Raw genomic sequence first — 20,617 nt, 5'->3', positions numbered from 1 at the left:
GCCCGGAAGCGGCCGCGGGGTCAATGCGCTGGGATCAGGCCAGCCGCTCGGCAACGATCCGTCCGGTGCGCGCGAAAACCGCCTCGATCTGTGCGGGAGACGGCGTGCCGCCCTGGGTGTAGGCCGCGATCACGAGCGGCTTGTCTGGGCTCGGCCAGACAAGCGCGAGGTCGCCCGATGCGTCCTTGCCGTTGTTCCCGGTCTTGTCGCCGATCTTCCACGTCCCGGGCAGCCCGTCACGCAGCCGGTTGGCGCCGGTTTTGCAGTTCACCATCCAGTCGGTGAGCTGGCCGCGCGATGCCGGTGACAGGCTTTCGCCCAGCACCAGCCGGCGCAGATTGCCCGCCATCGCGGCGGGCGTGGTGGTGTCATGGGGATCGCCGGGCGGGGAGCGGTTGAGCTCGGGCTCGTTGTGGTCGAGCCGTGAGGTGGTGTCGCCGATCGTGCGCCAGAATGCGGTGAGCGCGGCGGGCCCGCCGACCCGCGCCAGCAATAGATTAGCGCAGGTGTTGTCGCTGAGCTCGACGATCGCCTTGCACATGTCGGCAACCGACATGGTGCCGGCTGCGAGATTCTGCCGGGCGACCGGCGCGTACTCGAGCAGGTCGGCCTGGCTGTAGGGGATCGTGGCGCTGAGCTGCTCCTCGCCGCGATCGACCCGCGCCAGCACGCAAGCCGCGAGCGAGGCCTTGAAGGTCGAGCACATGACAAAGCGCTCGTCGGCGCGCCAGGCGAGCTTGGCGCCGGTGGCGAGGTTTTCGGCATAGACGCCGATCCGCCCGCCGCTCTCGCGCTCGTAGCTTGCGAGCTCAGGTGGTGCGTCTGCGGCAAGCGCGGGGCCTGCGGCCATCCAGCACAGCGAGGCCAGCACGGAACGACGATCGAGAGTCATGGGAAATCCTTTGAGGCGGGGCCGAGCCTGCCTGATCGATCTCCTCGACGAATCTATGGCAAGGCTTCAGGCAGGCAAAAGAAATTGCCTAGGCGCCGATCCGGCGCAGGGCCTCGGCGATCGTCACGATCGGCATGCCGCGCGTCTGCGCCGCCTTCAATGCGTGGCGCAGCAGCGGCGGCGAGCAGCCATAGGGGCTCGGCTGGTCGACGACATCGTGGCCGTAGAAGATCAGCCAGCCGCCGCTGTCGAGTGCCGCGTCGAAATAGCGATCGAGGCCGCCTTTGTCGATCTCGCAATCGATCAGGGGCGAGGCGCGCAGGAACTGGAGGTCGATCACGTCGCGGTTGACGCCGGGAAGAATGCCGCGCGCGGAGCGGAAGTTTCTTGCGAGCTGCGGCTTGCGCCAGACCGAGGCGAGCCCATAGGGGTAAGCGAAATTCTCCAGCTTGATCTCGGGATCGACGCCTATGAAGTAGCGGCGATTCTGCTCGATCTCGCGCGCCATGGCGGTCTCGTCGAGATCGACCGCGGGCAGGTGCGAGAAGGTATGGCACGCGATCTCGTGTCCGGCCTGGTGCAGTCGCACGATGGCTTCGTTCGACAGCGCGTGCCAGTGGTCCGACGGCCGGTCGATCAGGCTGCCGGCGAGGTAGAACGTGCCGCGCCCGCCATGATCTTCCAGGAGCGATGCGCCGAGGCTAGCTGCGCTGTCGGGCGCGTCATCGAAGGTGAAGCTCACCATCGGGGCATGGGTCGTCAGCCGGTGCGGCGCCGCGCGAAAATGCCGGGCCAGCCGATTGCTCACGCGTCCGTTGACCGCCGACCACACGACCGCATTCCCTGTTTGCCCCGACCTCGTCGACTGAACCATCTGGCCATCGTCCGAGGCAAGGTTAACGCCTGATTAATCCTAACATAAGACGTGCGGTCTTCGCCTAGCGCGCAATCAGCGCGGCCTCCGCATCCGCGGCGAGATAGCTCAGCCAATTCCGGAACAGCGCCGCCGCGGCGCTTCCGGCTGCAATATCGGTGCGCAAAGTCAGTGCGGGCAACTCGCTTGCCAGCGCCGGGTGGCACTGCTGCCGCGCTTTCTTCTCGAAGCGCGCGAGTTTCTCCTCCGTCGCTGCGTCGAAATAGCTCACCGGCACGGCCGGATAGTTCTCGCGCTCGCGCGCGAGGTAGCGACCGATATCGCGCAAGTATTCGCGCTGCAGCGACAGGGCGTCATATTCGGGATGGCCCTGGAAGAACACGAAGCGGCTGGCATATTGCCGGACGAAGATGTCGACGCCGGCCTGAGCCGACCGCGTCAGCACCTGGTAGCCGGCCTGGGTGAGATCGCTTTCGGCGACCTCGTTGAGACGCGAATGCGAAACCTTGAGCGGCGCGGGCGCCGCTCGCGTCAGCGGGTCGCTCGCGATCGCCTCGCAGTTGAAGATGCCGTGACACTTGGCGGGTAGCCGCCGCCGCGCGATGCGATCGAGGTGCAGCACCGCCGCATGCGCGGCGAGGCACGACCAGATCGCCGAGCGCGTGTTGACCTTGGCCCAGTCGATCAGCTCGGTGAGATCGCGCCAGTAGGGCTCCTGGTCGAGCTCGGGCGCAACCGGCTCGGCGCCGGTCACGATCAGCCCGTCGAATCTCTGACGCTTGAGATCGGAAAGATCGGAATATTCGCTCTCGACATGCCACTTCGCTTCCGGCGAGCGCTTGACCGAGGGCAGCGAAAAGCAATGGAAGCGGATGCGGCGCGGGCCGGCCGCGGCCTGCAGCAGCTTCATGAACTGCCGCTCGGTCGCCTTCAGCGCCGGGTCGGGCATGTTGTTGATCAGCCCGATGGTGAGCTCGGCGCCGCCGCGCTCGTGCGCGAAATCCTCCTGCGCCGGCACCAGCGCCGGGCTCGGCACACCCTGATCTCTCTCGATCAAGATGCTCATCGGCGTCGTCGCCTACTCCGCGGCCTGAAGACGCGCCGACGGGCAGGCTTTATCCAGCGCCTGATCGATGTCCTCGATGATATCTGCGGAATGCTCGATGCCGATCGAGAGGCGGATCGTCTCCGGCAGCACGCCGGCGGCGCGCTGCTGCTCGGCCGACATCTGCCGATGCGTGGTCGAGGCCGGATGGCAGGCCAGCGACTTGGCGTCACCGATATTGACGAGGCGCGTGATCAGCTTCAGCGCATCGTAGAAGGTCTTGCCGGCTTCCATGCCGCCCTTGATACCGAAGGTGAACAGCGAGGAGGCGTCGCCGTTCAGATATTTCTGGACCAGCGGGTAATAGGGGCTGTCCGGGAAGCCGGTGTAGTTGATCCAGGCTACGCGCGGATCGCCGCGCAGGAATTCGGCGACCTTGCGCGCATTCGCGACGTGGCGCTCCATGCGCAGCGCCACGGTCTCGATGCCCTGGAGCAGCAGGAAGGCGTTAAACGGCGACAGCACCGAGCCCATGGTGCGCTGATAGACGCTGCGCGCGCGCTCGATATAGGCGGTCCGGCCGAATCGCTCGGCATAGACGAGGCCATGATAGGAGGCGTCCGGCTTGTTGTAGGCCGGGAAGCGATCGGCGTGCTTGGCCCACGGGAAGTTTCCGGAATCGACGATGGCGCCGCCCAGCGTAGTACCGTGACCGCCCAGAAACTTGGTCAGCGAATGCACGGCGATGTCGGCGCCGTAGTCGAACGGCTTGAGCAGGATCGGGGTCGCGACCGTATTGTCGACGATCAGCGGCACGCCATGCGCATGCGCGATTCTGGCGAGGGCCTCGATGTCGCAGACATTGCCGGCGGGATTGCCGATCGTCTCGGCGAACACCGCGCGGGTGTTTTCGTCGATCAGCTTTTCGATCGCCTCGGGCTTGTCGCTCTCGGCGAAGCGGCCGGTGATGCCCTGGCGTGGAAGGATATGGGAGAGCAGGGTGTGCGTGGTGCCATAGAGCTGCGGCACCGAAACGATGTTGCCGCCGTGATCGGCGACGTTGACGAAAGCGAAATGCAGCGCGGCCTGGCCGGTCGCGACCGCGAGCGCGCCGACGCCGCCTTCGAGCTGGCTGATGCGTTTCTCCAGCACGGCGCTCGTCGGATTGGCGATGCGGCTGTAACGAAAGCCCTCGGCCTCGAGATTGAAGAGCGCTGCGCCATGATCGGCGCTGTCGAAGGCATAGGCTGCGGTCTGGTAGATCGGCACCGCGACTGCGTGCGTGGTCGCTTCGGGTTCGTAGCCGGCGTGAATAGCGATCGTCTCGTTGCGCATCGTCCACCTCCGAGTGGGGCGGGCCGCACTTATTGGCCTGAAAAGCGATGTGCGTTGGCCGCCGTCCTCGTGTTAGAGGCGGGTGGTAAAGCGGGCAATAATTCGCCTAGAGATCGATGAAGTAACCCTAACGGTTGTTGGCGAATTGGCTAAAATTTGAGACAAATTGGGTTAGTGAATTGTGTGCAGGGTTGGCGTCGCGTGGTGCGCTGCTTTCCCTTCTCCCCTTGTGGGAGAAGGTGGCGCGAAGCGCCGGATGAGGGGTATCTATCCATACGGCGACGTGAGTTCGCGAAGAGAGACCCCTCACCTGTCTCACACAAGGGGAGAGGGTAAGATGCGCCTTACCCTCCAACCGCCCGGCGCACCTGCTCGCCGATCTGCGACAGCACGAGCTGCGCCTGCGGCAGGATCGCGCCCATGGCATGGAAATTGTGAACCATGCCGTCATGGCAGACATGTTCGACCACAACGCCCGCGGCGAGCAGCTTGCGTGCATAGGCATTGCCTTCGTCGCGCATCGGGTCGAACTCGGCGGTGTGGATGATCGCTGTCGGCAGTCCGGCGAGCCGCGTCGCGCGCAGCGGCGAGATGCGGGGATCGGCGGCGTTGATGCCGTCGGGAAGATAGTCGGCGAGGTCGGCTTCGATCGTGACGCGATCGATCAGATGTCCCTCGGCAAAGGCCTCGCGCGAAGGCGAGGTCTCCTCGAAATCCAGCACCGGGCAGATCAGGCATTGCGCGACGATCGAGAGACCTGCGTTCCGCAGCGCCTCCTGGCACACGATCGCTGCGAGTGTGGCGCCCGCGGAATCGCCGCCGACCACGAGCCGTTCGGCATCGATGCCGAGCACCGGCGCTTCTCGCGCGACCCATTCTGTCGCGGCGATGGCGTCATCAACGGCGGCAGGGAATTTATGCTCGGGCGCGAGCCGGTAGTCGATCGAGACCAGCCGGCAGCCGGTGGCATGGGCGAGCGCCGCGGCAATGCGGTCGTGCGTCGAAATGCTTCCGGCGACCAGCCCGCCGCCATGGAAGAAGACAAACCCAGGCGCGCGCTCACCCGCGCTCGCCGGCGTGTAGAGGCGATAGGGGAGGCTCCCGGCAGGACCGGGCAGCGTTCCGTCGGAGGCCGTCACATCCGGCGCCTCGGCGCGCGCAAACTGCATCAGCTTCGCCAGCGACTGCCGCCGTGCCTCGACGCTCGGCCGGCTTCGCGCCTGCGGCGCGGCCGCGGCCATCATGGTCAACAAACGCTTTGCGAGCGGATCAAGCGGCATGGGGCACTCCGTAACGTAGCCGCACTATAGCCGGTTTGTTCCAGTAATTGATGCGGGTTGGCGTCGCTGTTTAGCCTCCAGCGGAGGGTGCAGTTCCCCGCAGCAAATCATTTAGGAATTGGGGACAATAGTGGCGCCGAATGCGGCATCACGCCAGGGGAGGCCGGTCATGGCCGAGATCAAGAAGCCCATCGAATATTCGCCGAGCTGGACCTTCTTCGAGGGCGCATGGCATGACGGCAACGTGCCGATCATGGGCCCGCGCACGCATGGCGCCTGGCTCGGCTCGGTCGTATTCGACGGCGCGCGCGCATTCGAGGGCGTCGCGCCGGACCTCGACCGCCACGTCGCCCGCGCCAATCAATCCGCGATCAATTTCGGCCTGAAGCCGGTGGTCGACACCGACACCTGGCTCGCGCTCGCGCGCGACGGGCTGGCGCGCTTCGCGCCGAATGCCGAGCTCTATATCCGTCCGATGTACTGGGCGCAGAACGGAAGCGGCGGCGGCGTGCTGTTCGACCCCGAGTCCACCAATTGGTGCCTGTGCATCTACGAGGCGCCGATGCCGAAACCCGTCGGCAACGCCATCACGCTGTCGCCGTTCCGCAGGCCGACTGCGGAATGCGCTCCGGTCGAGGCGAAAGCTGCCTGTCTCTATCCGAACAATTCGCGCGCGCTCGCGGAAGCTGCCTCGCGCGGCTTCCAGAACGCGCTGATGCTGGACATGCTCGGCAACGTCGCGGAGTTCGGCAATTCGAACGTGTTCATGGCGAAGGACGGCGTGGTCTATACGCCGGTGCCGAACGGCACGTTCCTGAACGGCATCACGCGGCAGCGCGTCATCAGCCTCCTCCGCGCCGACGGCGTCACCGTGGTCGAGAAGACGCTGCGCTATTCCGATTTCGTCACCGCCGACGAGATCTTCTCCTCGGGCAATTTCGCCAAGGTCGCTCCCGTCATCCGCATCGATGACCGCGAGCTGAAGCCGGGCCCGTTCTACACCAAGGCGCGCAAGCTCTACTGGGACTTTGCGCATGCGATGAAGCTGGCGGCGTAGGTGCCATATACTCCGTCATTGCGAGCGCAGCGAAGCAATCCAGAATCTTTTCGCGGAGACACTCTGGATTGCTTCGCTGCGCTCGCAATGACGAGGTTGGGGCGACGCCCAGTATGACGGCGGAGAAACGAGGAGCAAGCGGCCCACCTTGTGCTGGCCGCCCGCCTCACGGACCGTACAGCACGAGTTCCGTGTCCGTGAGATCGGCGAGCTGCGGCCGGTGCGGACCCTTGAAATATTTGCGGCCGCGCCGGTCGCTGTAGATGCCGACGAGGCCGCGAATCGGGCCGTTGGAATCGACGATCACCGAGACCTTGCCGAGCCGCAGCAACAGCCGGCCGATACGGCCGGCACAGGCGACGTATTCTGCGGTGTCCCTGCAGTAGATCAGCCGCATCGCCGGTGGCGCGACGAAGCCGCGGCGGATCCGCACCGCCTGCAGGATGAACGGGAAGGTGCCCTGCGGCGTGCGGCAGACCACGCTGAGGCAGTTGTAGCGCGCGTGCCGCCTCAACAGTTCGGTCTCGTCTTCGGACAGCCCCTCGATCTGCTTGGCGTGTGGCGAAATGACCTCGATCTTGCTCCATCGCGGCGGGCGCGTCAGTGCCGGGACGGAGAAGAACATGCCGCCGGAATAGGCACGGAATCCCTGCGTCTCGATGATCGGCCAGGTCCACACCGCCGGACTGATGTTGAGATAGGTCACGTCCTTGTGCCGCTGCGCGATCTTGGTCAGCAGCGGCGCGTAGTTGCGATACGCGGGGTCGACATACCAGCTCGAGAGATTGCACTGGATGGCGGTCTCCTCGCCGATCTTCCGCGCGGTGTAGATCAGCAACAGCACCCCGACGGGTGTGCCGTTGTCGTCGAGCATGTAGCCGAAGCGCGGATAGCCCTCCGGCACAGGGCGGAAGGCCTGCCGGCGCAGGCCCTGGATCCAATAGTTGCGCGAGCGGCCGACAAAGCCGCGCGTCAGCAAGTCCGCAATCGCCTCGACGTCGGACTCAGTGATCTCGCGGCATCGGACCTTGGTGTGGATCACGCTCGTCTTGCCCGTGGAAATGGTAAGCCTCGTTGCTTTAGCGCCAACCCTCGCCATGGGCATCGGCCGGAACGTGCGGCTGCATGCCCATGATGTTCCGCACCTTGGTGGGCCAGGCGGAGAGATCGGTGCCATGGGTGTGGAACATGGCGACCGCGAGCCGGTCCATGCCGAAGGCGACGCAGCCGGTGTGGGCGGGTTCGCCATTGGCGTCCTGGATGCCCCAGGTGGTGCCGAAATGCTCCCGATGATAGTTGAAGCTCATGCACGCGGTCGGCTGTTCTTCCGAACGCAGCGGAATCAGGAGCTCGAACTTGAGCTGCTGCTGCTTCTGGCTCACCGCCTTCATCTGGCCGACGCGGCCGAAGAAGGGATCGCTGGCATAGTCGACGCGGAAGGTCAGGCCGAGGTCGCAGGCGATCGCCTGCGCGCGCACCATCCAGCGCTCGCGGAAATCGGCGACGTCGTCGGGGCTGCCGATGCAGACATATTCGCGCATCCGGAACGATTGCAGCCGGTCGAGATGCTTCGATGGCTCGCGGCGGAAGCAGTCGGCGGCGACGTCGAAGCGCAGGCCGCCCTTCGGCAGCTGGCCGCGGCTCGCCGCGATCGGATAGACGGGATAGCAGGCGGCCGGCGACAGCACGAGGTCGGCCGCGGAGAGCGAGGTGGTCCAGTCACCGCCGGCATCGAAGCGGCTCACCGCGGCGTTGATCTCGCGCTCGGTGCCGTGCAGGCCGCAGACGCAGCCGAGCAGGTTCGGAAAGCTCTTGAGATAGCCGGACTTCTCGAGCTGGGCGCGGCTCATCACCGGCGGGAAGCGCATCACCTCGGTGCCGGCCTCGCGATGGTTCGTGATCAGCGTGCCGAGCCGCTCGACGACGCCCTCATAGAGCGCGGTGCGCGCGTAGACGCCATCCGAGCCCATGCGGTGGAACAGGGTGTCGGCGAGGTGATCGAGCGGATCGGCGATCTGCGGCGCGGTCTCGGGGGAATTGGGAAGAACGGCAATATTCATGGATGCGAGTCCTGCTATCTCAAATTGTTTTTGTTGGTCGCGAAGGCTTGTTAGTCCCTAAGGCTTGCCGGCACGCCGCTCATCAGCGTCGATGTCGCGGCATTGGCGAGGATGCGGTCATTGTTGATCATGATCGGCGACGACAGCACGTCGCGCAGGTGACGGCCCATGGTGAACTCGCCGTCGTTGCGATAGCCCGAGAGGCCCGTGGTGCGCATCGCATGCATCACGGTCTCGACCGCGAGCTCGGAAGCCTGGACCTTCAGGAGCGTGATCGAGGACTGGAAGTCGAGCGAGCTCAGTGCGCGCTCGTCATGCTCGGCGCGGGCGAAGGCGTCGACATTGGCAGCGATCAGCGCGCGCAGCTTGGCGAGCGACATTTTCGCGGCGGTGAAGTGCGCTGCGGCGGGAGGCATCTGCCCGCCCGCGCCGCGCGCCGCCTTGCGGACGAAGGCTTGTGCGCGCGTCACGGCTGCGGCCGCGATGCCGGCCCAGGCCGACGACCAGCACAGATGCGCGAATGGCGTCATGGTCTGAGCGTGAATCTTGTCATAGGATTCGGGAAAAACGCGGTCGCTGGGGCAGTCCACTTTCAGCTCGAAGCCGGTCGAGCAGGTGCCGCGCATGCCGAGCGTTTCCCAGCCCAGCGTACGCTTCAGCGAATAGTCGTCCTTGGCGAGCGCCAGCAGCACCTGGTCGGATGCGGCGGCCTCGGTGGCGCGGCGGGCTATGGTGACGAGGCCGTCGGCCTCGGCGCCGTAGGAGATCACGGTGGCGTCGCGCACGAGCGAGACGGTATCGCCGGCGTGGTCGACGGCGGCCGCGCTGGCGCGGATATTGCCGCCGTTCTGGCCTTCGGTGGTGGAGGAGGCGAGCAGCCACTGGTCGCGGGCGACCCGGCGCATCATGGTTTCCATCCAGGGGATACCGTGGCCGTGCCTGACGACGCAGGCGACCTTGGTCTGGTGCATCGCATAGATCATCGCGGTCGAGGCGCAGGCGCGCCCGAGCGTGTAACAAATATCGGTGACATCGTAGATCGAGGCACCAAACCCGCCGTACTCGACGGGGATCATGACGCCGAGCAGCTTCTGCTCGCGCGCAATTTCAAAAGCCTTGTAGGGGAAGCGGGCGTCGCGATCGACGCCCTCGGCGTCAGCGGCGGCTGCCGCGGCGGTCTTGGCCGCGCGCTCGACCAGCGAGGGGCCCTGTTCGAGAAAGCTTGCTTGCGCGTCGTCGATAGATTGAAGGACCGCTTCACGCACGTTCATGCTCGTCCGCCTCTCCATTTCGCCGTTCGAGATCACCCGCCATCATTTGCGATGCAGCCAGCGATCATCCGACAATCTTTGCTTGTGATGTGAGGCTACGGATTTAATTCAAATTCGTCGATGAAATAGAGGGTAAACGAACCCCAATTCCGAACGGACAGTTAAAGTCCGGTTGTTCGCATCACCGAGATTTCGGCCAACGCGTTAGGACTCTGGAAGCGGCCTGATTTTTAGACAATCTGAGTCATCGTTTACTAAGAAACGCGAAGTAATGGTCGCGCCCATTGCGGGATCGGCCGCCCCTGCCCATCGTAGCCGGCAGTCCGGTCCGACATTGATAGACAGATGGGAATTTGCCGATGCAAGCCTTCGATACCGACATGCGCAATCGCATCATCAAGCTGGTGAAGGGCATCCTCGAACAGAATTCGCTTTCCGCTGACGTCGCCCCGTCGGCGAAGCTCGTCGACGTCGGCCTGACCTCGATGGACATGGTCAACCTGATGCTGGGCGTCGAAGCCGAGTTCGACTTCACCATCCCGCAGTCCGAGATCACCCCGGAGAATTTCCAATCCGTCGAGACGCTGGAGCGGATGGTCGCGATCCAGCTGCAGCCGGCGACGGCGGCTTGAGCCATGGGCTCTACTGCTCTCCGACGTCGTCCCGGCGCAGGCCGGGACCCATACCGCGGAATCTATCGATAGCGACTGGTAGTAGTACCGAACGACTAGTCTTCGCCAAACCACGCCCTGTGGTTATGGGTCCCGGCCTGCGCCGGGACGACATCGAATGTGCGGCGAGCGCTTTGCGCCTCTTACAGCGTTGGCGTCTAGGCCCCCCCAACCCCCGTTCCAAAACCGCCGCAAAGCTGGCATAGCTTCTCCGCGGGATGGCATATCGCGAACGGGGTGGAGCAGGCATGACGCAGGCGGTATTGGGCATCATCGGCGGCTCCGGCATCTACGACCTGCCGGGTCTCGAAGGCGCACACGAAGAGGTGATCAAGAGCCCCTGGGGCGAGCCGTCGGCGCCGTTGCGGCGCGGGACCATCGCGGGCCTGCCGATCGTGTTCCTGCCGCGCCATGACAAGGGCCACCGGCTGTCGCCCTCCGACATCAACTACCGCGCCAATATCGACGTGCTGAAGCGCGCCGGCGTCACGGATCTGGTGTCGCTGTCGGCCTGCGGCTCGTTCAAGGAGGAACTGCCGCCCGGCACCTTCGTTCTCGTCGACCAGTTCGTCGATCGCACCTACAAGCGCGAGAGCTCGTTCTTCGGCAGGGGCTGCGTCGCGCATGTGTCGATGGCGCACCCGGTCACGCCGCGCCTGCGCATTCATCTGGCGGCCGCGGCCGAAGCCGAGGGCATCGCGATCGCCCGCAGTGGTACCTATGTCTGCATGGAGGGACCGCAATTCTCGACCCTTGCAGAAAGCATGACCTACAAGACGCTCGGTTACTCCGTGATCGGCATGACAAACATGCCCGAGGCGAAGCTCGCCCGCGAGGCGGAGATTTGCTACGCCACGGTTGCGATGGTGACGGATTTCGATTGCTGGCATCCCGACCATGATGCCGTCACCGTGCAGGACATCATCCGCATGCTGACCTCGAACGCCGACAAGGCCAAGGCGCTGGTGGCGCGGTTGGCCAAGGAGTTTCCGCGCGAGCATGAGCCGTGCCCGATCGGCTCGGACCGCGCACTCGACACCGCGCTGATCACGGCGCCCGAGGCCCGCGATCCGGAGCTGCTCCGGAAGCTCGATGCGGTGGCGGGGCGCGTGCTGCGGGGCTGAGACGAAAGGCAGAATGCCATGAAGGTCGACGGTAAGCATTTTCGCAGCATCTGGCGCGAGCGCGACGGCTGGTCTGTCGGCGCGATCGACCAGCGCAGGCTGCCGCATGAATTCGTCATCGCACGGCTGACGTCGTGCGAGGATGCGGCGGTCGCCATCCGCGACATGCTGGTGCGCGGCGCGCCCTTGATCGGCGCCACCGCGGCCTACGGCATGGCGCTCGCCATGCGCGAGGACAGCTCCGATGCCGGCCTGAAGCGCGCCTACGAGACGCTGATCGTGGCGCGGCCGACTGCGATCAATCTGAAATGGGCGCTGGACGAGATGCGCGCGACGCTTGCGCCGATCGATCCTCTGGAACGGGCCGAGGCCGCCTATGCGCGTGCCGACGAGATCGTCGAACAGGACGTCGAGATCAACCGCGGCATCGCCGCCAACGGCCTGCAGCTGATCGAGGCGATCGCGGCGAAGAAGCCGGGCGAGACGGTCAACGTGCTGACCCATTGCAATGCCGGCTGGCTCGCGACCGTCGACTGGGGCACGGCGACCGCGCCGATCTACCTCGCGCATGAGCGCGGCATCAAGATCCATGTCTGGGTCGACGAGACCCGCCCGCGCAACCAGGGTGCCTCGCTCACCGCCTGGGAACTCGGTCATCACGGCGTGCCGCACACCGTGATCCCCGACAACACCGGCGGCCATCTGATGCAACACCGCATGGTCGACCTTGCCATCGTCGGCACCGATCGTGTCGCCGCCAATGGCGATGTCTGCAACAAGATCGGCACGTACCTCAAGGCGCTCGCCGCCCACGACAACGGCGTGCCGTTCTATGTCGCACTGCCGTCGCCGACGATCGATTTCGCCGTCAATGACGGCATCAAGGACATTCCGATCGAGCAGCGCAGCGGGGTGGAGGTCACCGACATGACCGGTCGCACCGCCGATGGCCGGCTGGAGACGGTCCGCATCGTGCCGGAGGGGTCGCCGGTTGCGAACTACGCCTTCGACGTCACGCCGGCGCGGCTCGTCACCGGTCTCATCACCGAACGCGGCGTGCTGAAGCCGGATCGCGCCTCGCTCGCAGCCGCATTCCCGGAACGGATCGCGGCTGCGGCGGAATAGTTAATTCGTCAAAGCGATATCGAGCCACACCGTCATTGCGAGCGCAGCGAAGCAATCCAGAATCCCTCCGCCGAGACGGTCTGGATTGCTTCGCTGCGCTCGCATTGACGAGTTTTGGTGAAGCAGCGCGTGACCATCTACATCCCTCACCCTGAGGAGCCGCGCCTGCGCGGCGTCTCGAAGGGTGAGGGGTACGAGCGGGCCTTATCCTTTCGAGACGCGCGCAAGAGCGCGCTCCTCAGGATGAGGGACTGGCAGTGTCGCGCTTGTCCTGACTAACGAAGGCTAAGCCCCGTCGCCGCTTCGAGCTCGGCGATGGCCTGCGCGCCGCTGGTGACCTTGATCGTGGTCATGCCCATCTCGCGCGCGGGCTTGAGATTGACGCCGAGATCGTCGAGATAGACGCAAGTTTTCGGATCCACCTTCAGCGTCTCGACCATCATCCGGTAGATACGCGGGTCGGGCTTGCGCAGACCAGTCTTGGCGGACTCGATCACGTGATCGAACAGCGCCATCACCTCGGCGACATAGAGCGTGCGCCCGGTGAGGCTGCCGATCGCGTTGGCGGGCAAATTGTTGGTGATGCAGCCGGTCTTGAACGTCGCCTTGATGCGCTTCAAGGCCTCGACCATCTCGGGGCGCAGATCGCCCTGGAGCAGCGGCAGCACATCGCGGCCGCGGACCTCGGCGCCGAGCGCGAGCGATTCCGCGGCGAACAGCTTATCGAAGGTCTCGATATCGACCTCGGCGCGCTCGAACCTGGCCCAGGCATTTTCCAGATGATTGGCGGCATTGGTGCGCCGGATGATGTCGGCGGGCAGACCCCGTTCGGTCTCGAAACGCGTGAACGCCTCGAACGGCGAGCTCGTCAACACGCCGCCAAAATCAAAGATCACCGCCCCGATCGCCACTGTCCCACCCTCGTTAATTCGTGCCAAGATAGCTGACAAGACGGCTAGCACGCGCTATGGGCAAGGGCCAGACCGAAGCCATGTCGGGCCTTCGCCGATCGACCGCCCAAATGCCATCCCACAAGACATGTTCCCATGACAAAGTTCGCGACGTTCATTGCAGGTGCACTGCTGCTCACGACGCCCGCCCACGCCATCGTCGGCGGCGGCACACCGCAGGCCGAAGGCGTGGCGCGTGCCGTCGTCACCATCGTCGGCTCGCGCGGTAATTTCTGCACCGGTAGCCTGATCGCACCAAAACTGGTGCTGACGGTGGCGCACTGCGTGCAGCCCGGTGCCGACTACAAGGTCGTCGACTACGGCGCCGACGGTAAGCCGCAACTGATGAACGTCCGCATCGTCGCGATTCATCCGAACTTCAACATGCAGGCGATGCAGGCGCATCGCGCCACCGCGGACGTTGCGCTGCTGCAACTGGAAATTCCACTCAAGGGAAAATCGACGGTGCCGGTCGGCGCGCCGCAAATTCCAATCCAGGTCGGCAGCCGCTTCACGATCGCCGGTATGGGTGTCACCACGCGCGGTGACGGCAAGAGCGGCGGTGTCACGCGGGTGGCGGGCCTCGTTGCAACAGGTCAGCCGGGAACGCTCCAGATCCGGCTGGTCGATCCCGTAACCAACGGTGTTCGCGACGGAATCGGCGCTTGCACCGGTGATTCCGGCGGCCCCGTATTCGAAGACAAGCCGAACGGGCCCGTGATTGTCGGCGTCGTTAGCTGGTCGACCGGGCCGAATGGCGCCGCCGGCTGCGGTGGACTGACCGGCGTCACACCGCTCACGCTCTATCGCGACTGGATCTTGCAGACCGCGCGGAGCTGGGGTGCGATGCTGTGATTTGATCGCGACTTGATCTATGCCATTTTGAAGCGGAAGCACGATCGGTGAGGATGCCGATCGCGGAGGAAACGCGCCGTCCGGTCAAGGGCGGTCCAAAACAAGCAAGGCATAGAAGCAACAATGAATGTCGCTGTTCGCAGTCACGCCACGACCAAACAGGCCTCGGAACATTTCGACGTGCTGATCGTCGGTGCCGGCATCTCCGGCATCGGCAGCGCCTATCACCTCACCAAGCAGCTCCCCGGTACCAGCTTCGTCGTTTTGGAGACACAGGCGTCGTTCGGTGGCACCTGGATCACGCATCGTTATCCCGGCATCCGCTCCGACAGCGATCTCCACACTTTCGGCTATCGCTTCAAGCCCTGGGTCGGCCCGCCGATCGCGACCGCCGAAGAGATACTCGCCTATATGAACGAGGTGATCGAGGACAACGGTCTCGATAAGCACATCCGCTACGGACACAGGATCAATTCCGCGAGCTGGTCGAGCGAGCAAAATCTCTGGACCATCGAAGCGACAACGACCGACACCGGCGAGGCCAGGACCTTCACCGCGAACTTCCTCTGGATGTGCCAGGGTTACTATCGCCATTCCGAGGGCTACACGCCGGAATGGAAAGGCATGGACCGCTTCAAGGGCCGTATCGTCCATCCGCAAACCTGGCCGGATGATCTCGATCTCTCTGGCAAGAAGGTGGTCGTGATCGGTTCGGGCGCGACCGCGGCGACTTTGGTGCCGAACATTGCGGATGCTTGCGCGCATGTCACCATGCTGCAGCGCTCGCCGACCTATTTCCGGCTCGGCCGCAACGCCATCGAGATCGCCGAGGAGCTGCGCAGGCTTCAGGTCGACGAAGAGTGGATCCACGAGATCGTCCGCCGCAAAATCTTGTTCGAGCAGGATGCCTTTACGAAACTCTGCGTGGCCAAGCCCGATCATGTGAAGAAGGAGCTGATCGATCAGATCCGCGCGGTGCTCGGTCCCGACTACGACGTCGAGACGCACTTCACGCCATCGTATCGGCCGTGGCGGCAGCGGATCGCCTTCGTGCCCGATGCCGATCTGTTCAAGGGCATTGCCAGCGGCAAGGCATCCGTCGTCACCGACGAGATCGAGTGCTTCGTCGAGAACGGCATCCAGCTCAAGTCAGGCAAGCTGCTCGAGGCCGACGTCATCGTGACCGCGACCGGCTTCAACCTTGCAGCCCTCGGCGACATCGCCTTCGAGATCGACGGCAAGCCGCTCGCCTTCGGCGACACCGTCACCTATCGCGGCATGATGTTCACGGGCGTGCCGAACATGGTCTGGGTGTTCGGCTATTTCCGCGCGAGCTGGACGTTGCGCGTCGATCTCGTCGCCGACTTCGTCTGCCGGCTGCTCGGCCACATGAAGGACAAGGGCGCGAACAAGGTCGAGGTCCGCTTGCGGCCAGAGGATCACAACATGCCGATCCTGCCGTGGATCGATCCGGAAAATTTCAACCCCGGCTACATGATGCGCAACATGGCCCTGTTGCCCAAGCGCGGTGATAAGCCGGAATGGGAGCACAGCCAGGACTACTGGACCGAAAAGGACGAGATCCCGAAGACGGATCTGGATGACAAGGCGTTTGTCTACGGGTGAGGTGCGGTAGAGATCGCCGGGGCGACACTGGCTATTGGGCAATCGGCTCGCTCGCTGTCGTCCTGGCGAAAGCCGGGGCCGATTACCCAGGACAATGTTGTGGCGCGAGCCGGCAGCCGTGCGGCTTTGAATGTCAGGCCATTGATGTGAACCCCCGTCCACATTGATGGATCTGCATATCGCGTTGCGTGCGCAGAACGGGAATTCAGCGCTGCAAGACCGTGGCGTGGTTGCAACATGGCCATTTGAATCTGCCTCGGTTGTGAGCCAAATGGAGGCATCGGGTGCGGTCGGAGTTTCACACGCAGGCCTCATGACTTAAGTTCCGCCGCGAAAGCGTGGGAATGGGGAAGTCGTGTGAACGGCGGGTGGCTATCGAAGCGGCAGGGCCAGCTACGCCGATATGGCGCCGTGTCCTTCGCCGCCGCGTCCTCGGTCCTCGCAATTATGATCGGCCTCACCCTGTCGACGACGGCAGCGCAGGCGCAATGCGTCCCCGATCCGGCGTCGAGCGGTCAGACCGTCACCTGCAGCGGCACCGACGCCAACGGCTTTCAGGCCGGGGTCGGCGTCGATAGCCTCACCGTCAACGTGCTCTCCGGGGCCACCGTGCTCGACAACGGCACGGCGTCGGTCGGCCTCAACGATTCCAACACTGTCACCAACAACGGGACGTTGTCGGCCGGCTCCGGCCTGATCGGCATCAGTGTGGGGAATTCCAGCACCGTGACCAACAACAGCGCCATCACGGTGCTTGGCAACGGTGCGGGCATCTCCGCGCAGGATCACAACATCATCGCCAATGCCGGGACGATCACCACGGGTGATGGCGGCGCAGCGATCTCGGTCCATAACAACAACGCCGTCAGCAACGGCGGCGCGCTGTCGGTCGGAGCATCGGGCGCAGGCATCTTCACGGGCCAGAACAACACGGTGACCAACGCCGCGGGTGGCACGATCACCGGTCTCGACGACTCCAGGGGTATTTGGGTTTTCGGCAGCTCGACCGCGACGAATGCCGGCGCGATCATAGTCGGCGCCTCCTCTTCCGGGTTCACCGGCGGCATTCTCGCGATCAGCGACAATAACGCCGTCACGAATACGGCCACGGGCCATATTTCGGTCGGCCAGAACGCCACCGGCATCCTCATGCAGGGTAATCTCGAAACCGTCAGCAATTTCGGCGCTATCACAGGCAGCGATTTTGCAACGGGCATTTCAGTTCAGGGAAGCCATGCCACGATCAGCAACAACGGCACCATATCCGTTGGCGGCTCCGGCATCGCTTTTTCCGGCTCGTCGAGCACCATCACGAACAACGGCCGGATTACGGGGGGCGATGGCGCGCAAGGCATCACCGCGTTGGGCGACGACGTCGTCGTGATCAACAACGGAACGATTTCCGTCGGCGCCTCCAGCAACGGTATCTCCGTGTCCACGACTTCGGCGAGCAACCAGATCGTCAATACCGGCACTATCAATGTCGGGGCCGGAAGCGTAGGCATCAGCACTCTCGGCAGCGTCAGCGTCTTCAATTCCGGAACCATCAACGCCGCCGCGGCGGGTGCGCTGGCGATCGATTTGTGCGGCTGCAGCACCAACGTGCTTACACTCGGCCCCGGCAGCGTGATCAACGGCCAGGTGCTCGCCTCCGGCACCGACACGTTCCAGCTCGGCGGTATCGGCAAGGATACGTTCAATCTCAGCCTGATAGGCGGCCAGTACACCGGCTTCTCGACCTTCAACAAGGTCGGCAGCTCGACCTGGACGGTGACGGGCGTCGGCAACCAGAACTGGAGCGTGCTCGGCGGAACGCTTCTGCTCGCCGGCACCATCAACGGCATTGTGAGCGTCGCCGCGGGTGGCACGTTCGGCGGTGTCGGCACGGTCGGCACGACCACCGTCAATGGTGGCGTATTGGCGCCGGGCAATCCGACGGGAACGCTGACCGTCTCCGGCAATCTCTCGCTCGCGAGTGCGTCGCGCTACATGGTGCAGGTTTCCGGCGCGAGTAACGGCCTTGCGGTCGTGACCGGAACGGCGACGCTCGGCGGCGCGACCGTCGTCGTCGTTCCGACCGGCTCGATCGCGAAGCACTACGCGATCCTGAATGCGGCGACGCTTCCCGACACGTTCAACCCGGTCGTCACCGGGCTCTCGTCAAACCTGAGGGCCACTCTCAGCTACGATCCCAACAACGTCTTTCTCGATCTCGCGCTGAGTTACGGCGGAGGCCTCAACGTCAATCAGCGGAACGTCGCAAACGCGCTGACGGCCGTTTTCAACAGCACCGGCAGCCTGCCCGTCGCGCTCGCGAACCTCACGCCCGCCGGCCTGACGCAAGCCTCGGGCGAGCCTGCGACGGGATCGCAGCAGACCACGTTCAACGCGATGAACCAGTTCCTCGGCCTGCTGACCGACGTGTTCGGCTCGGGGCGCGGCGGCACGTCCGGCGCGACGCCGTTCGCCGAGGAGACGAGCGCGAACGCCTATGCCGCGACCGGCAGGAGCGCGCGCGATGCCCTTGCTTCGATCACTCGCAAGGCGCCGCCGGTAAATTTCGTGCAGCGCTGGGATGTGTGGGCGGCCGGCTACGGGGGCTCGCAGACCACCGACGGCAACGCGGCGCTCGGCTCGAACAACACCACCAGCAGCATCTACGGCACCGCCGTCGGCCTCGACTATCGCATCTCGCCGTCGACGCTCGCCGGCTTTGCGCTTGCCGGCGGCGGCACCGGTTTTGCCGTGAACGGGCTCGGCTGGGGACGCTCCGACCTGTTCCAGGCCGGCGCCTTCGTGCGTCACACGACCGGACCGGCTTATCTCTCGGCAGCATTGGCCTACGGCTGGCAGGACGTGACGACCAATCGCACGCTCACCGATGCCGGCTCCAACCAGCTGCGTGCGCAATTCAATGCCAACGCCATCTCGGGCCGCATCGAGGGCGGCTATCGCCATGCGACACAGTGGATCGGTCTCACGCCCTATGCCGCGCTTCAGGCCACCATGTTCAGCCTGCCGAACTATGCCGAGACTGCCGTGGTCGGCAGCAACGCCTTTGCGCTCAACTACGCCGCCAAGAGCGTGACCGATACCCGCACCGAGCTGGGCTTTCGCGCCGACAGATCGTTCGCGGCCGCCGGCGGCCTGCTCACGCTGCGCGGCCGTGCCGCCTGGGCGCATGATTTCAATTCGGACCGCAGCGTCAGTGCAGTGTTCCAGACGCTGCCCGGATCGGCCTTCGTCGTGAACGGCGCCGCACAGGCGCGCGATTCCGCATTGACCACGGCGTCGGCGCAAATGAGCTGGATGAACGGCTGGTCCGCGGTGCTGACTTTCGAGGGCGAGTTCTCGGCTGTCACCCGCTCCTACGCCGGCAAGGGCGTCGTGCGCTACGCGTGGTAGGGCGCGGCCTGGAGGGCCCTCCAGGGCAGGGTAAGTATCACCGCTTCGGCTGCGGCGGCTTGCGGGGAGGGCGCGGGGCGGGGGCACCTTGCGGATCGAACTTGCCGGTCATCTTGTTCGCGGCCTCGCTGATATCGAGCAGGGTTTTGCGGCCATCCTCGATGAAGCTCGCCGATTTCTTCTTCATGGTATCGGCGAGCTCGCGCAATCCCTGCACCTTCTCGAACAGCTCGTCGGCCTTGCCGTCGACGAAACCGGGCACCGTGCCCTCGATTTTCGTGACCGCCTTGTCGAAGCCTGCAAAGGCGCTGTCGACCTTGGCCATGACCGAATCGATCTCGTCGCCCTTGCCCTTGAGATCGGCGGTGTAGTCCTCGAACGTGCGCAAGCCGTCCTTGATCGCAGGGGAGTTGGCAACGATCATGCGGTCGACACTGTGCAGGGTCTCAACGATGGATTCGGCGTCGCTGAGATCAGCGATCAGCACCGGGATGCCATCCGAATCCACCGGCACCGGCGGCGCCGAGGGCGCGCCGCCGATCAGCGAGATCGCGGCAACGCCCGTGAGGCCCTGGAACTCGATGCCGGCCACCGTGTCCTTGCGGATCGGCGCGTTGTTGTCGAGCATCACGAGCGCCACGATCCGGCGCGGTTTGTCCAGCTTGATCGACAGGATCTGGCCCGCGGGAACGCCGTCGAAATTGACCGGACCACCGCGGCGCAGGCCGCTGGCAGATCCGCCTTCGAACACGACGCGCAACTGGCTGCGGCTTTGGATGCTGCGCCATTTCTGCACGCCGAGCAGGCCGCCGAACGCCACGGCGATCGCCGCCAGCGTCGCCGTTCCGATTACCAGATTGCTCGCGCGTGCCATGCAGCCCGATTTTACGGTCAAACCGGGTAAGTTGGAAGAACCTCGATACCGGACGCGGTCTATTGGTCATGGAAAGTAGGGCGGGTTAGTGAAGCGTAACCCGCCACTGTCTTGAGCGGCCATTGCGCGAATTGGCGGATTACGCTGCGCTAATCCGCCCCACGATCCCTCAC

General features: G+C 64.7%; 17 protein-coding genes. 7 read left to right on the top strand and 10 right to left on the bottom strand.

Annotated features, from left to right (window positions below; translation table 11 throughout):
* Nucleotides 1-34: 34 nt before the first annotated feature.
* The 5 genes from bla to AXW67_RS21975 all read right to left on the bottom strand — a co-directional run bounded on the left by bla (nucleotide 35) and on the right by AXW67_RS21975 (nucleotide 5,426).
* The gene (bla, locus tag AXW67_RS21995; RefSeq protein WP_063679527.1) at nucleotides 35-892 is read right to left on the bottom strand and encodes a class A beta-lactamase; all 858 of its coding nucleotides are present in this window, start codon (nucleotides 890-892) and stop codon (nucleotides 35-37) included.
* Between the two features lie 88 nt (nucleotides 893-980).
* Complete coding sequence (locus AXW67_RS21990; protein WP_063679526.1) at nucleotides 981-1,724, bottom strand: polysaccharide deacetylase family protein; 744 nt, start codon at nucleotides 1,722-1,724, stop codon at nucleotides 981-983.
* 106 nt (nucleotides 1,725-1,830) lie between these two features.
* Nucleotides 1,831-2,832, bottom strand: coding sequence for a homoserine O-succinyltransferase MetA (gene metA / locus AXW67_RS21985; RefSeq protein WP_063679525.1), 1,002 nt, complete (start codon nucleotides 2,830-2,832; stop codon nucleotides 1,831-1,833).
* 12 nt (nucleotides 2,833-2,844) lie between these two features.
* Nucleotides 2,845-4,146, bottom strand: coding sequence for an O-acetylhomoserine aminocarboxypropyltransferase/cysteine synthase family protein (locus AXW67_RS21980; protein WP_063679524.1), 1,302 nt, complete (start codon nucleotides 4,144-4,146; stop codon nucleotides 2,845-2,847).
* Between the two features lie 344 nt (nucleotides 4,147-4,490).
* On the bottom strand, nucleotides 4,491-5,426 hold the full coding sequence (locus AXW67_RS21975) for an alpha/beta hydrolase (RefSeq protein ID WP_063679523.1): 936 nt from the start codon (nucleotides 5,424-5,426) through the stop codon (nucleotides 4,491-4,493).
* A gap of 169 nt (nucleotides 5,427-5,595) precedes the next feature.
* Here AXW67_RS21975 and AXW67_RS21970 point away from each other — a divergent pair, with 169 nt between their 5' ends.
* Complete coding sequence (locus tag AXW67_RS21970; RefSeq protein ID WP_063679522.1) at nucleotides 5,596-6,483, top strand: branched-chain amino acid aminotransferase; 888 nt, start codon at nucleotides 5,596-5,598, stop codon at nucleotides 6,481-6,483.
* Nucleotides 6,484-6,649: 166 nt separating this feature from the next.
* Here the strand turns inward: AXW67_RS21970 and AXW67_RS21965 are convergent, their stop codons facing one another.
* From AXW67_RS21965 to AXW67_RS21955, 3 genes are read right to left on the bottom strand one after another with little or no spacing between them, the layout of a single operon-like run.
* Nucleotides 6,650-7,525, bottom strand: a complete 876-nt coding sequence (locus tag AXW67_RS21965) for a hypothetical protein (RefSeq protein WP_063679521.1) — start codon at nucleotides 7,523-7,525, stop codon at nucleotides 6,650-6,652.
* 37 nt (nucleotides 7,526-7,562) lie between these two features.
* Nucleotides 7,563-8,543, bottom strand: coding sequence for an amino acid--[acyl-carrier-protein] ligase (locus tag AXW67_RS21960; protein ID WP_063679520.1), 981 nt, complete (start codon nucleotides 8,541-8,543; stop codon nucleotides 7,563-7,565).
* A 50-nt stretch (nucleotides 8,544-8,593) separates the two neighbouring features.
* Nucleotides 8,594-9,814 carry an acyl-CoA dehydrogenase family protein gene (locus tag AXW67_RS21955; protein WP_063679584.1) on the bottom strand — a complete coding sequence of 407 codons (1,221 nt, stop codon included), beginning with the start codon at nucleotides 9,812-9,814 and terminating at the stop codon, nucleotides 8,594-8,596.
* A gap of 359 nt (nucleotides 9,815-10,173) precedes the next feature.
* On the opposite strand from AXW67_RS21955, the gene AXW67_RS21950 reads away from it, so the two are divergent.
* The 3 genes from AXW67_RS21950 (at nucleotide 10,174) to mtnA (ending at nucleotide 12,734) form a co-directional block, all read left to right on the top strand.
* Nucleotides 10,174-10,446 carry a phosphopantetheine-binding protein gene (locus AXW67_RS21950; protein ID WP_063679519.1) on the top strand — a complete coding sequence of 91 codons (273 nt, stop codon included), beginning with the start codon at nucleotides 10,174-10,176 and terminating at the stop codon, nucleotides 10,444-10,446.
* Between the two features lie 287 nt (nucleotides 10,447-10,733).
* Complete coding sequence (locus AXW67_RS21945) at nucleotides 10,734-11,609, top strand: S-methyl-5'-thioadenosine phosphorylase (RefSeq protein WP_063679518.1); 876 nt, start codon at nucleotides 10,734-10,736, stop codon at nucleotides 11,607-11,609.
* Between the two features lie 18 nt (nucleotides 11,610-11,627).
* Entirely contained in the window at nucleotides 11,628-12,734 is a 1,107-nt protein-coding gene (gene mtnA / locus AXW67_RS21940; protein WP_063679517.1) for an S-methyl-5-thioribose-1-phosphate isomerase, read from the top strand.
* 275 nt (nucleotides 12,735-13,009) lie between these two features.
* Here the strand turns inward: mtnA and AXW67_RS21935 are convergent, their stop codons facing one another.
* Nucleotides 13,010-13,645, bottom strand: coding sequence for an HAD-IA family hydrolase (locus tag AXW67_RS21935; RefSeq protein WP_063679516.1), 636 nt, complete (start codon nucleotides 13,643-13,645; stop codon nucleotides 13,010-13,012).
* A 135-nt stretch (nucleotides 13,646-13,780) separates the two neighbouring features.
* On the opposite strand from AXW67_RS21935, the gene AXW67_RS21930 reads away from it, so the two are divergent.
* The 3 genes from AXW67_RS21930 to AXW67_RS21920 all read left to right on the top strand — a co-directional run bounded on the left by AXW67_RS21930 (nucleotide 13,781) and on the right by AXW67_RS21920 (nucleotide 19,570).
* On the top strand, nucleotides 13,781-14,539 hold the full coding sequence (locus AXW67_RS21930) for a S1 family peptidase (RefSeq protein ID WP_063679515.1): 759 nt from the start codon (nucleotides 13,781-13,783) through the stop codon (nucleotides 14,537-14,539).
* A 123-nt stretch (nucleotides 14,540-14,662) separates the two neighbouring features.
* Entirely contained in the window at nucleotides 14,663-16,165 is a 1,503-nt protein-coding gene (locus AXW67_RS21925) for a flavin-containing monooxygenase (RefSeq protein ID WP_063679514.1), read from the top strand.
* 447 nt (nucleotides 16,166-16,612) lie between these two features.
* The gene (locus tag AXW67_RS21920; protein WP_430648727.1) at nucleotides 16,613-19,570 is read left to right on the top strand and encodes an autotransporter outer membrane beta-barrel domain-containing protein; all 2,958 of its coding nucleotides are present in this window, start codon (nucleotides 16,613-16,615) and stop codon (nucleotides 19,568-19,570) included.
* A gap of 37 nt (nucleotides 19,571-19,607) precedes the next feature.
* On the opposite strand, the gene AXW67_RS21915 is transcribed toward AXW67_RS21920, so the two are convergent.
* Complete coding sequence (locus tag AXW67_RS21915) at nucleotides 19,608-20,444, bottom strand: MlaD family protein (protein WP_063679512.1); 837 nt, start codon at nucleotides 20,442-20,444, stop codon at nucleotides 19,608-19,610.
* Between the last annotated feature and the right edge of the window lie 173 nt (nucleotides 20,445-20,617).

It is taken from the genome of Bradyrhizobium neotropicale (genome assembly GCF_001641695.1).
In the GTDB taxonomy this organism is placed as follows: domain Bacteria; phylum Pseudomonadota; class Alphaproteobacteria; order Rhizobiales; family Xanthobacteraceae; genus Bradyrhizobium; species Bradyrhizobium neotropicale.
The sequence above is the reverse complement of the archived record's forward strand: the minus strand, read 5'-3'. Positions and strand labels throughout refer to the sequence as shown.

Excerpts from the sequence above, each read along its gene's own strand:
- AXW67_RS21945 (WP_063679518.1), top strand. The coding sequence starts at position 10,734 with ATGACGCAGGCGGTATTGGGCATCATCGGCGGCTCCGGCATCTACGAC.
- AXW67_RS21960 (WP_063679520.1), bottom strand. The coding sequence starts at position 8,543 with ATGAATATTGCCGTTCTTCCCAATTCCCCCGAGACCGCGCCGCAGATC.
- mtnA (WP_063679517.1), top strand. The coding sequence starts at position 11,628 with ATGAAGGTCGACGGTAAGCATTTTCGCAGCATCTGGCGCGAGCGCGAC.
- AXW67_RS21975 (WP_063679523.1), bottom strand. The coding sequence starts at position 5,426 with ATGCCGCTTGATCCGCTCGCAAAGCGTTTGTTGACCATGATGGCCGCG.
- AXW67_RS21955 (WP_063679584.1), bottom strand. The coding sequence starts at position 9,814 with ATGAACGTGCGTGAAGCGGTCCTTCAATCTATCGACGACGCGCAAGCA.
- AXW67_RS21920 (WP_430648727.1), top strand. The coding sequence starts at position 16,613 with ATGATCGGCCTCACCCTGTCGACGACGGCAGCGCAGGCGCAATGCGTC.
- AXW67_RS21915 (WP_063679512.1), bottom strand. The coding sequence starts at position 20,444 with ATGGCACGCGCGAGCAATCTGGTAATCGGAACGGCGACGCTGGCGGCG.
- metA (WP_063679525.1), bottom strand. The coding sequence starts at position 2,832 with ATGAGCATCTTGATCGAGAGAGATCAGGGTGTGCCGAGCCCGGCGCTG.
- bla (WP_063679527.1), bottom strand. The coding sequence starts at position 892 with ATGACTCTCGATCGTCGTTCCGTGCTGGCCTCGCTGTGCTGGATGGCC.
- AXW67_RS21925 (WP_063679514.1), top strand. The coding sequence starts at position 14,663 with ATGAATGTCGCTGTTCGCAGTCACGCCACGACCAAACAGGCCTCGGAA.
- AXW67_RS21980 (WP_063679524.1), bottom strand. The coding sequence starts at position 4,146 with ATGCGCAACGAGACGATCGCTATTCACGCCGGCTACGAACCCGAAGCG.
- AXW67_RS21970 (WP_063679522.1), top strand. The coding sequence starts at position 5,596 with ATGGCCGAGATCAAGAAGCCCATCGAATATTCGCCGAGCTGGACCTTC.
- AXW67_RS21950 (WP_063679519.1), top strand. The coding sequence starts at position 10,174 with ATGCAAGCCTTCGATACCGACATGCGCAATCGCATCATCAAGCTGGTG.
- AXW67_RS21930 (WP_063679515.1), top strand. The coding sequence starts at position 13,781 with ATGACAAAGTTCGCGACGTTCATTGCAGGTGCACTGCTGCTCACGACG.